Below are 12,654 nucleotides of genomic sequence, written 5' to 3' on the forward strand. Positions count from 1 at the left end.
CCGTCGAACGGGCCCTGCTGCGCTGATCGAGCAACAGGGCCCCTGACGAACGGATCGAGCCCCACCATGTCCCGAACGCTGCTGCTACGCGATCCCTCGCCGGAGTGAACCGCGAACGACAGCGATCACGATCACGATCACCACGCCGACTCGGACACCGACGTCTAGGGGCAGCTGAGAGCCGGCCCCGCCGGCCAGCACGGCAACGAGAACGGGCAGCACCCACAAGTGTGGTTGCTGCCCGCTGCTGACCTGGGGGTTCTGGGGAGTTAACATGATTGAGCTCCTTTGGGAGTGCTCAGGCCGGACCCGTTACGTCTTCTCAGGGACACGGGTTCGGCCTGCTTCTTTGGGTGTCGCGGGACGGGCCTGGTGGAGATGAGGCCTGTCGCGAGCGTCACCGTACACCTTGAAGCTCAGCCTCAAGCACCTTTCCCACAAGGCGTGTTGAGAAGTTTTCGACGTGAAGAAGCACAGTTGCGAAGCCGATGAGGTACGCACTGGGGGTCGGCTGGTCTGTCCATCCCTGCAGGGGCAGGGAGCAGCGATCGACTGCAACTCGACGTGAACACGCACAGGGATCATCCCCGCCAGGCAGGGAGCAGAGCGAACGAATCGTTGAGCGTGAACACGTGGCACCCTAGTGGAAGGCAGTCGCCAGCCGGTTGGTTTTGAGCCTGGTCGATCCGGGGGCCAGTTCGGTCGTATCGGTTTCCATGTGTCGGCAATGATCGCTGAGTCACACACGAACCCGGTTGCGACTCTGTGATCTGTCAACGTGTCAGCTCAGTTGCTGGGCGAGAAGGACCGTTCCCCGCGCCCGCAGGGGTGCTCCCTGAAGCAGCCGGATTTCCACCCCGCTGTACGACTGCTCCCCGTGTTCGCGGGGATGAACCCCCGACCCGGAGCAAGCACGCCGGGGAGAAGGTCTGCTCTCCGCGCATGCGGGGATGAACCCGATTCGAACCCGGACCCCGGGCACGGTCAACGACTGCTCCCCGCGCCTGCGGGGATGAACCCGCGCCCGCCCCCTCCTCGGTGTGCATGTAGGGCTGCTCCCCGTGCATGCGGGGATGACCCCAACTTCCTGCGAGACGAGGACCGGTGGCACGGCCTGCTCCCCGCTCTCGCGAGGATGGATCAGTGTCGCCGGTGCGGCCGATGGGGTCGCATGACTACTCCCCGCGCTCGAAGGGATGAACCCCCGCTCGACTCCGGACCCCTCGGACAGGACCTCTGCTCCCCGCGCCTGCGGGGATGAACCCCAGATCGCCCGGAACAAGCTGTACACGGCCTAGCTGTGTTGTTCCGGGACGTTGGTGACACGCGTGCTGGGTTGTTGAAATGGGTGAGGGCCTCCGGGTTCGGTGTGGATTGCGACATCTACACGGATCCGAGGAGGCCCTCGTGCCCCACCGTAATGCCCCGCTGACCGAGACCGGGCGACTTCGCCTGGCCCGTTGTGTCGTCGATGACGGCTGGCCCGTGCGCCGAGCGGCCGAGCGTTTCCAGGTCAGCCACACGACCGCGGCCCGCTGGGCCGGCCGCTACCGTGCGCTGGGCGTCGCCGGAATGAGTGACCGCTCGAGCCGCCCGCACCACCAGCCCCGCAGGACGGCGGCCGAGGTCGAGGCCGAGGTGCTGCGATTGCGGCGCGAGCACCGGATCGGCCCGCTACGGCTGGCGGTCCGCTGCCGCATCGCGCCCTCGACCGCCCACCGCATCCTCGTCCGCAACGGCCTGCCGCCCCTGGCCGCCCTGGACCGGGCCACCGGCGAAGTGGTCCGCCGCTACGAACGCGCCCGGCCCGGCGAACTGGTCCACATCGACGTCAAGAAACTCGGCCGGATCCCCGACGGCGGCGGCCACCAAACCCTCGGCCGGGCCGCCGGCAGCCCGAACAAGGACCGCCGCAACGGCGCCGGATACGCCTACCTCCGCACCGCCCTCGACGACCACTCCCGCCTCGCCTACACCGAAGACCTGCCCGACGAGACCGCACCCACCTGCGCCGCCTTCCTCACACGCGCCACCGCCTGGTTCGCCGCACAAGGCATCCGCGTCGAACGGGCCCTGACCGACAACGCCTGGGCCTACAGCAAGAACACCTGGCGGCAGACCTGCTGTGACCTGGGCATCCAACCGCGCTGGACCCGGCCCTGGCGGCCCCAGACCAACGGCAAGGTCGAACGCTTCCACCGCACCCTGCTCGAGGAATGGGCCTACCAGCGGCCCTACACCTCAGACCGTGAGCGGATGGAAGCGTTCACCGACTGGCTGCACTGGTACAACTACCACCGACCCCACACCGGCATCAGCGGCCAAACACCCGCCAGCCGCGGCACCAACCTGTCCGGACAACACACCTAGCTGCTCCTCGCGCCTGCGGGGATGAACCCCGGTGGGCGGACGCGGACGAGTTCGAGGACTGCTCCCCGCGCCCGCAGGGAATCCGAGTGATGTGAGCCCCGCACGGTCGGTGAGAACTGCTCTGTACGCCTGCGGGGACGGTCTCGGAGCCGGTGGCGATGTCCTTCTCCGTGTACGCGCGGGGTGAAGCTCAGCCGGCGTCCTTGGCTCCTCTTATGCAGCCTTTAGGTCAGTTTGTCGGAGTCGTTTGAAGAAATGTGAAACTGGCTGCCCTTGTCGTAGCGTGCCAGGTCTGCGACTCTGCCCCGCTCAGGCGGGGATGAACCCGACCTGCCCCCGGGCCTCCAGCGCGAGGTCGGGCTGCTCCCCGCGCACGAGGAGATGCCCCCTGCGTGAAGCTGGCGATGGGCGGCTTGAGCAACTGCTTCCCGAATCCGTGGGGATGACCCCTGGGAAAGGGGGTAGATCCGGAAGGACGCTTCCCCCCCCCGTGTCCGCGAGGATGAACCCAAGTGGTTCGGGTACAACCTGGGCGACCCGACAGCTTGCCGCGCCCGCGGGGATGAACCCGCCCTCCCGGCGCGCTACCGGGCCATGCCTCCTGCTCCCTGCACAGGCAGGGATGACCATGGGGTGATCCGCAGGTAGCAGCGGGTGACGCCCTGCTCCTCCCGCAGGCGGGGATGAACCCGACCGGCCGGGCGGACCACCGACGAGGCGGCCTGCTCCCCACGTCCGCGGGGGTGAACTTGGGCCGTCAGGGTCAGGGCCGGCGGCGCTGATTGTTTCCCGCGCCTGCGGGGATGAACCCACCTATGGCGTCTCGTTCGGCAAGGAGAGCCGCTGCTCCCCGCGCCTTAGGGGATGAACCTCCCAGTGGGTGGACGGCGAGGGAGACCCGGACTGCTCCATGGGCCCGCCTGCACGGTCTCGGAGTCGGCGACGAGGCCTTCTTCGTGTGCGGGCGGGTGACGCTCGGCTGGCGTCCTGGGCTCCATTTAAACGGGCGTTTAGGTCGGTTTGTCGGACTCGGTTGAAGAGGTGCAAAACTGGCTGTGCTGGCCATAGGGTGCCAGGTCAGTGACTCTGCTCCCCGCGCTCGCGGGGATGAACCTGCCCGGTTCACGTTCGGCTTGCTGGACCCGAGCTGCTCCCCGCGCTCGCGGGGATGAACCCCGCCAGGTGTACTCGCTTCCCAAAGGCGGGAACTGCTCCCCGCGCTCGCGGGGATGAACCCACGGGCGCGCAGCTTCGCAAGTTCGCCGTCCGCTGCTCCCCGCGCTCGCGGGGATGAACCCGACGTCCACGTAATGCGGTCCGACCTTCCAAACTGCTCCCCGCGCTCGCGGGGATGAACCCCGGTCTGGCAGAAGATCCAGCGCGGTCAGCTCCTGCTCCCCGCGCTCGCGGGGATGAACCCGCGTCCCGGGATGACGGCCTGGTCTGGCCGCACTGCTCCCCGCGCTCGCGGGGATGAACCCCCAGGATTCCGGCCGTGGCCAGGACGCCCTGGCTGCTCCCCGCGCTCGCGGGGATGAACCCCGACGCTTCGGATACATGGGGGGCGGAAACGGCTGCTCCCCGCGCTCGCGGGGATGAACCCAAGCGCGGCACCAAGGCAGTGCTGGCGCGCGACTGCTCCCCGCGCTCGCGGGGATGAACCCGCGGCCGGCAGTGTTGGTGTCGAAGGTGGAAGCTGCTCCCCGCGCTCGCGGGGATGAACCCGAGGCAGTACGGCGTCGTGGTCGGGCTCAGGACTGCTCCCCGCGCTCGCGGGGATGAACCCCAGTGCACCCCCGAGGAGCAGGAGGCGTTCCGCTGCTCCCCGCGCTCGCGGGGATGAACCCCTTCCCGGCCTGCCAGCCCACGGCCGCCGCCGCTGCTCCCCGCGCTCGCGGGGATGAACCCCCGATGTCCTCGCGGAAGTCGCAGAAGCAGGGCTGCTCCCCGCGCTCGCGGGGATGAACCCCCGCTGACGACCAGCGGAGTGACGCCGGGCAGCTGCTCCCCGCGCTCGCGGGGATGAACCCTCGAAGTTCCTGCTGGTGGTGCTGACCAGGAACTGCTCCCCGCGCTCGCGGGGATGAACCCGAGACCAGTTCGGCGACAGCGGCCGGATCGCGCTGCTCCCCGCGCTCGCGGGGATGAACCCCACGTCAAAGACCTTGCGGACTACCTCATCCGCTGCTCCCCGCGCTCGCGGGGATGAACCCGCGCAGATCTCCGCACACCTCGGCCGCTGACCGCTGCTCCCCGCGCTCGCGGGGATGAACCCTCACCGCCTATCGGATACGAAATCGACAGGCGCTGCTCCCCGCGCTCGCGGGGATGAACCCTGCTGGAAGGCAGGCCACCGATGACCGACCGTCTGCTCCCCGCGCTCGCGGGGATGAACCCAAGCGCCGCGGACGATACGTGAAGAAGCCCAACTGCTCCCCGCGCTCGCGGGGATGAACCCGATGATTGGCCGCCGGGGGCACGGGCGGACAACTGCTCCCCGCGCTCGCGGGGATGAACCCAAGACCTCCAGCATCAATTTGGCACAGACGGGCTGCTCCCCGCGCTCGCGGGGATGAACCCGCCGCGAAGACGTACACCGACGGCGCCATTGCCTGCTCCCCGCGCTCGCGGGGATGAACCCACCACCATCGACTTCGGCGCGGTCAAGCTCGACTGCTCCCCGCGCTCGCGGGGATGAACCCGGGGAGACAGAGGGATACGTCCGGGACATCAACTGCTCCCCGCGCTCGCGGGGATGAACCCACCCTGGAGGACCCCCCGATGACGATGACCGACTGCTCCCCGCGCTCGCGGGGATGAACCCCCCGGCCGGTACTGCCTGAAGGTCACCGATGACTGCTCCCCGCGCTCGCGGGGATGAACCCGGCGGCGAGTCGTGACCGCCCCGACCCGAGAGCTGCTCCCCGCGCTCGCGGGGATGAACCCATCACGGGCATCCTCGACGCCGTCGTGTCCCACTGCTCCCCGCGCTCGCGGGGATGAACCCCAGCTGGAGCCGGGGAACGGCTCGTAGGCCGGCTGCTCCCCGCGCTCGCGGGGATGAACCCGCCCCACGCCGAAGCGTGGGGGCTGACCTTTCTGCTCCCCGCGCTCGCGGGGATGAACCCTGACGGGCAGGACTCCGCCAGGTGCCACCGTCCTGCTCCCCGCGCTCGCGGGGATGAACCCAGCTCCCGTATGTCGCCTGCGGCGTACGCTTCCTGCTCCCCGCGCTCGCGGGGATGAACCCCACCTGCGAAAGGTCGACAGTTGCGCGCCATCCTGCTCCCCGCGCTCGCGGGGATGAACCCAGACGGCCCGGCAAACCGTCCGGGCTAGGGTCTGTCGTCAAAGTGATCTTGGGTCGCGGATCATGGAGTCGTGATACGCCGCCATGAACTGTCCGATGCCGAGTGGGAACTTGTGCAGCCTCTGTTGCCCCAGCCTGTGCTGGGGCGGCCTCGGCTGGACGACCGGACGGTCCTCAACGGGATCGTGTGGAAGTTCCGCACCGGCGTCGCATGGCGCGATGTGCCCGAGCGATCCGGGTCATGGGCCAGCCTCCACACCCGTTTCCGCAGGTGGGCGCGCGGACGGGACGTTCGAGCGGATGCTTCAGGCCGTGCAGGCGCAAGCCGACGCGGCCGGTGACATCGACTGGCTGGTGTCGGTTGACTCCAGCATCGTCCGCGCCCACCAGCACGCCGCCGGAGCCCGAAAAGGGGGCTCTGGCCCCCGGCACTCGGACGTTCCCGAGGCGGGCTGACCAGCAAAATCCACCTGGCCTGCGACGGCTCCGGCCGTCCGCTCGCGTTCGTGCTGACGGGTGGGAACACCAACGACTGCACCCAGTTCACCGCCGTGATGGACGCGATACGGGTGCCCCGAATCGGGCCGGGCCGGCCCCGGATCAGGCCAGAGCACGACATCGGCGACAAGGGCTACAGCTCCAGGGCGATCCGCACCTGGCTGCGGCGCCGGGGCATCGCCGACACCATTCCCGAGCGGTCCGACCAGATCGCGAACCGGGCCCGGCGGGGCAGCCTGGGCGGTCGCCCGCCGGCCTTCGACCGCGAGGTCTGAAAGCACCGCAACGTTGTGGAACGGTGCTTCAACCGCCTCAAGCAATGGCGCGGCATCGCCACCCGGTACGACAAGACCTCCCAGTCTTACAAAGCAGCCGTCACCCTCGCATCGCTCCTGATGTGGGCCTGACACTTTGACGACAACTCCTAGGGAGCTGCTCCCCGCGCACGCGGGGATGAACCCTCCGCTCCCACACCGCGGTGCTCCACCAGGCCCTGTTCCCCGCGCCTGCGGGGATGTTCCCGAGCAAGGGGTCCTTGGCGACGACGAGTGAAACTGCTCCCCGCTTTCGCGGGTATGAACCCACGTTGGGCGCCCGCGCCGCTCTAGGCCTGCTCCCCGCGTCCGCGGGGATGAACCCTGGCTCAGCCGGTAGATCCGGAAGGACGGCTCCTGCTCCCCGCGCAGGCGGGGATGAACCCCAGCGCCAGCGCCGTGTAGGGACCGTCGCCCGCTGCTCCCCGCGCCTGCGGGGATGACACCGTTTTCGACACCATCTACGTCAACCTGGCCGACTGCTCCCCGCGCTGGCGGGGATGGGTCTGCCTGCGCGGCCGCGGAGTCGGTGGCGACGTCCATTTCCGTGTACACGCGGCGTGGAGCTCGTCGGCGTTCAAGGTTCCTCTTATGTGGGCTTTTAGGCCGTTTTGTCGGAGTCGTTTGAAGGGGTGTAAAACTGCCTGTGCTCGCCGTAGAGTCCCAGGTCAGTGAATCTGCTCCCCGCGCACGCGGGGATGAACCCTGGTTGTCGGCCGACGCGCCGTTGACGGTGAACTGCTCCCCGCGCACGCGGGGATGAACCCGGCGTCCGCTTCGAGTTCGGTGTAGTCGAGGTCTGCTCCCCGCGCACGCGGGGATGAACCCTCGACGCCGCCCAGCGACGGTCGGTCGCCTTCCTGCTCCCCGCGCACGCGGGGATGAACCCGTCCGTGGGGGTGCGGGGCGGTGAGTGACCCTCTGCTCCCCGCGCACGCGGGGATGAACCCGGCGCCACGGCCCGGAGATGTGATCGACGTGACTGCTCCCCGCGCACGCGGGGATGAACCCTCGACAGCGAGCCCGTCGGCCTCGACGAGATCCTGCTCCCCGCGCACGCGGGGATGAACCCGCGGCGATCGACGACGGGGCCGTGACGCGCTGGCTGCTCCCCGCGCACGCGGGGATGAACCCTCGCGGTCATCGGGGAGCGCGAGGACATCAGGCTGCTCCCCGCGCACGCGGGGATGAACCCGTTGCGCCGGCCGTCGCCGTTGCCGTCAATACCTGCTCCCCGCGCACGCGGGGATGAACCCTGGGCGGTGACCTGTCCAAGGCCACCGACGAGCTGCTCCCCGCGCACGCGGGGATGAACCCGCGGCCACCGGCACCAGCGACAGGTTGATGTCCTGCTCCCCGCGCACGCGGGGATGAACCCAGCCGTAAGGCGGGCCTCAGCCTGGACGTGGTCTGCTCCCCGCGCACGCGGGGATGAACCCGGACCCCGGGACACCCGATCCAAGCACCGGACCTGCTCCCCGCGCACGCGGGGATGAACCCTGCTCGCCGACCTTCATGCGTTCAGCAAGATACTGCTCCCCGCGCACGCGGGGATGAACCCCAGTCGACGGCGCCCCAGACGCCGAAGCCGGTCTGCTCCCCGCGCACGCGGGGATGAACCCGGCCTGGCCGTGGTCGACGACGACGTGCAGTACTGCTCCCCGCGCACGCGGGGATGAACCCGCCCCGCAGAACGCAGCCCTCAAGGCGCTGCGCTGCTCCCCGCGCACGCGGGGATGAACCCGTCGCCACCCACGTGCGGTCGCTGAAGGAAGCCTGCTCCCCGCGCACGCGGGGATGAACCCCCCCGGACCGTCCAGGGTCCAGGGGTTCTCGTCTGCTCCCCGCGCACGCGGGGATGAACCCTGGGCATCCGCATCCTCAGCCCGGAGGAATTCCTGCTCCCCGCGCACGCGGGGATGAACCCTCCTCCCAGTCGGAGGCGTCCCGGAGCAGGTGCTGCTCCCCGCGCACGCGGGGATGAACCCGAGGTTCGCCGCCGGATGACGAAGTGGAAGGTCTGCTCCCCGCGCACGCGGGGATGAACCCCGAGACCAACGACGACGCCAGCCCCCGGATGTCTGCTCCCCGCGCACGCGGGGATGAACCCCCGTCCGTCTGGCCCGCGAACGCCTCGGCGGTCTGCTCCCCGCGCACGCGGGGATGAACCCGCCCTTGGCGCGGCTCCGGGAGATCAAAAGGGCTGCTCCCCGCGCACGCGGGGATGAACCCAGCGTCGACCCCGACGAGATTCGAGAATCAGGCTGCTCCCCGCGCACGCGGGGATGAACCCACGCGGTGGAGCGGGAGAAGATCCTCCTCGGGCTGCTCCCCGCGCACGCGGGGATGAACCCGCGAGGATGGCTTCCGCGGGGACTTCGGCCGACTGCTCCCCGCGCACGCGGGGATGAACCCTCCGCCGAAGTCGGCGAACCCCCGGCGGCCGACTGCTCCCCGCGCACGCGGGGATGAACCCTGACCGAAGCCCTGGTGCGCACCGGTGTGATCCTGCTCCCCGCGCACGCGGGGATGAACCCGCTCCGAAGCCACCGAAAGGCATCCCTGTGCCCTGCTCCCCGCGCACGCGGGGATGAACCCCACACGGTGCCCGTGACCGTGAGGGAGAACTCCTGCTCCCCGCGCACGCGGGGATGAACCCCGGTCCGGGATCCGGCGCCGCAACGGCATGGGCTGCTCCCCGCGCACGCGGGGATGAACCCCCAGCCGACCACTTCGCCGGGCTCGTGGACGTCTGCTCCCCGCGCACGCGGGGATGAACCCGCCTTGCGCAACTTCTACCTCGACGCAGCCAACTGCTCCCCGCGCACGCGGGGATGAACCCTCACGCTCCAGCGGCGTAGGTGGTCTCCGAACCTGCTCCCCGCGCACGCGGGGATGAACCCCAATCGCACCGGCCGCGTCTGCATCCAGATCGCTGCTCCCCGCGCACGCGGGGATGAACCCTGCTCGGGCTGGCCGGTCAGGGCGGACAAGGCCTGCTCCCCGCGCACGCGGGGATGAACCCTCGCCCTCGCCCACCAGTTCCTCGAGGGCCTCCTGCTCCCCGCGCACGCGGGGATGAACCCTCATTGCCCGACCCAGGGTTCCCGAGTCGGCGCTGCTCCCCGCGCACGCGGGGATGAACCCGACGTCTCCAGCAAGTGAGGCGGCCATGACCACTGCTCCCCGCGCACGCGGGGATGAACCCGCCAGGCCACGCGTGTGGCCGGCTGGGCGTCGCTGCTCCCCGCGCACGCGGGGATGAACCGTACACCGCCTGATTCACCGCCTCCGGGGCCGGCTGCTCCCCGCGCACGCGGGGATGAACCCTCGGCCCGGCGCTGCCCGACAACCGGTGCGAGCTGCTCCCCGCGCACGCGGGGATGAACCCCGGGATACCTCTCTCTGGCTATCGCAGAGAAACTGCTCCCCGCGCACGCGGGGATGAACCCGGCACGATCATCGGGAAGTACAGCCTGATCGGCTGCTCCCCGCGCACGCGGGGATGAACCCGGCGTGCTCCCCGCGTACACGCTGATGTCGCGCTGCTCCCCGCGCACGCGGGGATGAACCCGGCCGGCGATGGACCCCCACGACTACCTCAAGCTGCTCCCCGCGCACGCGGGGATGAACCCACAGGCAGTGGCTGTACCGACCCCACACGGGGCTGCTCCCCGCGCACGCGGGGATGAACCCCCGGGCGGCAGCAGGGCAGGGGCGATGGTGCCCTGCTCCCCGCGCACGCGGGGATGAACCCCCGAGGGCCACCACCAACGCCGCGCCGAGGATCTGCTCCCCGCGCACGCGGGGATGAACCCGGCCCCCGCAGCAACCGGTGACGCCTAACAGCCTGCTCCCCGCGCACGCGGGGATGAACCCGACCTCTGGGAGCAGGTGGCCTGATGGCAAAGCTGCTCCCCGCGCACGCGGGGATGAACCCTCCAGCACCGCCGCGAGCACCGAGACCATCATCTGCTCCCCGCGCACGCGGGGTTGAACCCCGGCTCCGGCGTACCGGGGACCGGCCGCGCGGCTGCTCCCCGCGCACGCGGGGATGAACCCCGGCTCCGGCGTACCGGGGACCGGCCGCGCGGCTGATCCCCGCGCACGCGGGGATGAACCCCGCGCCGATGTGCCCGTCCGGGAGTTCGCCCGCTGCTCCCCGCGCACGCGGGGATGAACCCTGCGCCGCGAGATCAGCGGAGGCAACGCGGGCCTGCTCCCCGCGCACGCGGGGATGAACCCCACCGGCGACCGGTGGATGGGCGACCTGGCCGCTGCTCCCCGCGCCTGCGGGGATGCCCCCACCCCACCCAACCCGTAGCCGCCCGAATCCTGCTCCCCGCGCCTGCGGGGATGAACCCGAGGTCCCCGCGCTGCGGGCGCTCACCCGCAGCTGCTCCCCGCGTCCGCGGGGATGAACCCGACCACTGGGACCCGGGTGCCATTGACACCGCCTGCTCCCCGCGCCTGCGGGGATGAGCCCACGGCCCGGTGCGGGCAGGGTGTCGTTGGCGGAGGCCGCCCGGATCGTCGGGGTGAGCCGTGCGACGCTGGCGGGTTGGCGCCGGGCCCTGCCCGGCTTTCCGGCCCCGGCGCAGGGTGCCGGCGCGGGTGTGGGCGCGGTGTTCGACCGGGGCGCGGTGGTGGCCTGGCTGCGCGCAGTAGGGAAGCTGACCGTTCCCGCCGGTGCGCAGGAGGGGGTGCTGGTGCTGCGCGGGACCGGGTCCCGGTCGTGGACGGTCCGGTTCGAGGATGCGGCGCTGGTCCTGGTCGAGGACGCGGCCGGGGAGGACCGCCTTCCGGCTGGACCACGCCCGAGGACGCCGACGCACTCGCAGTGCTGCTCGACGGGGGCGCGACCGTGAGTGTGGGGCGGCTGACGGTGCGGGGTACGGCCGCTGGCGGTCCTGGGCTCCCTGCGGATCGCCGCCCGGGAGCAGCCGGGGGCGGGCGGGCTGTTGGTGGAGCTGGCCTGGCCCGCAGCCCTGCGGGGAACGGCCGCACGCTTCGGGGGAGTGGCCCACCACGCGGTGCTGCACTCCGGCGCGAGCGCGGGGTGCGGGTGCGTACCGCATGCCTGCGGCGGCGTTACCCCGAGGCCCTGCTGCCCCGACCACGGCACGGCTGCCGACCGGGCGACGGAGGACCACATCGAGGGCGGCATCTACTGGATGCAGCGCGCCGCCCGGCGCAGGACGGCGCCAGCCCGCGGGTGAACCGCGCCGTCACCACAGGGAGGGGAAAACCCGGTTCATCCACTCGTGTGGTGCCTCCATCCTGTCCCATCCTCCCATCGGCTGGCCGTGTTCCATCTTGATGGCGTCCAGGGACGTTCCGGGGTGGGCCTAGGTGTGTTGTCCGGGGACGTTGGTGACACGCGTGCTGGGTTGTTGAAATGGGTGAGGGCCTCCGGGTTCGGTGTGGATTGCGACATCTACACGGATCCGAGGAGGCCCCCGTGCCCCACCGTAATGCCCCGCTGACCGAGACCGGTCGACTTCGCCTAGGACGTTTCCTGCGGATCACCTCGCTGACCAGATGAAGATGGCGGCGAGGTGGAGTCCGGCGAGGTAGATGGTGGCGGTCTTGTCATAGCGGGTGGCCAGGCCGCGCCACTGTTTGAGCTTGTTGATGCACCGTTCGACGGTGTTCCGCTGCTTGTAGGCCTCGCGGTCGAAGGCCGGCGGACGGCCGCCGAACCGGCCGAGGCGATTGCGGTTCGCGGCCTGGTCGGCGGGCTGCGGGATCACCGCCCGGATCCCGCGCCGCCTCAGGTGGCGGCGGATCGCCCGGGACGAGTAGGCCTTGTCCGCCAGGACCGCATCCGGCGTGGTCCTGGGACGCCCGGTCCGCCGGGGCACCCTCAAACAGGCCATGACCTGCGCGAATGCGGGTGCATCACCGGCCTGGCCAGGCGTGATGACGAACGCCAGCGGCCTGCACCGGCCGTCAGCGGCGAGGTGGACCTTCGTCGTCAGTCCGCCGCGGGAGCGTCCGAGGGCATGGTCGGCCGGCTCGCCGGCCGGAGCCCCTTTTGACGGGCCCCGCCACGCTGGGGACGACGTGGCCTTGGCGCTGGACTACCGCACCAATCGCTCCGATCCCCGCGTGGTGGGCAGCGACTTCTGGACGAACCGCCGCCAGTGCGAGTGGCGCCTG

At 70.6% G+C, this 12,654-nt stretch carries 2 protein-coding genes, 2 pseudogenes and 2 CRISPR repeat arrays; of the genes and pseudogenes, 3 read left to right on the top strand and 1 reads right to left on the bottom strand.

From position 1 onward, the window contains the following. The first annotated feature begins 1,407 nt into the window (after positions 1–1,407). The 3 genes and pseudogenes from ABD973_RS34230 (at position 1,408) to ABD973_RS34240 (ending at position 11,360) form a co-directional block, all read left to right on the top strand. Positions 1,408–2,370: an IS481 family transposase gene (locus ABD973_RS34230; protein ID WP_345504238.1), complete on the top strand. Its 963-nt coding sequence runs from the start codon at positions 1,408–1,410 to the stop codon at positions 2,368–2,370. Between the two features lie 1,086 nt (positions 2,371–3,456). Further along, positions 3,457–5,681: a CRISPR direct-repeat array (repeat unit 29 nt; unit sequence CTGCTCCCCGCGCTCGCGGGGATGAACCC). Positions 5,682–5,754: 73 nt separating this feature from the next. Beyond that, positions 5,755–6,585 (top strand): annotated as a pseudogene (locus tag ABD973_RS34235) (IS5 family transposase). A gap of 584 nt (positions 6,586–7,169) precedes the next feature. Continuing rightward, a CRISPR array of direct repeats spans positions 7,170–10,978; the repeat unit is 29 nt; unit sequence CTGCTCCCCGCGCACGCGGGGATGAACCC. Between the two features lie 19 nt (positions 10,979–10,997). Further along, positions 10,998–11,360: a hypothetical protein gene (locus ABD973_RS34240; protein ID WP_345504240.1), complete on the top strand. Its 363-nt coding sequence runs from the start codon at positions 10,998–11,000 to the stop codon at positions 11,358–11,360. 657 nt (positions 11,361–12,017) lie between these two features. Here ABD973_RS34240 and ABD973_RS34245 read toward each other — a convergent pair. Next, positions 12,018–12,494 (bottom strand): annotated as a pseudogene (locus tag ABD973_RS34245) (IS5 family transposase); the annotation flags it as partial. Positions 12,495–12,654 lie beyond the last annotated feature (160 nt).

It is taken from the genome of Streptomyces racemochromogenes, from assembly GCF_039535215.1.
Lineage (GTDB): Bacteria > Actinomycetota > Actinomycetes > Streptomycetales > Streptomycetaceae > Streptomyces > Streptomyces racemochromogenes.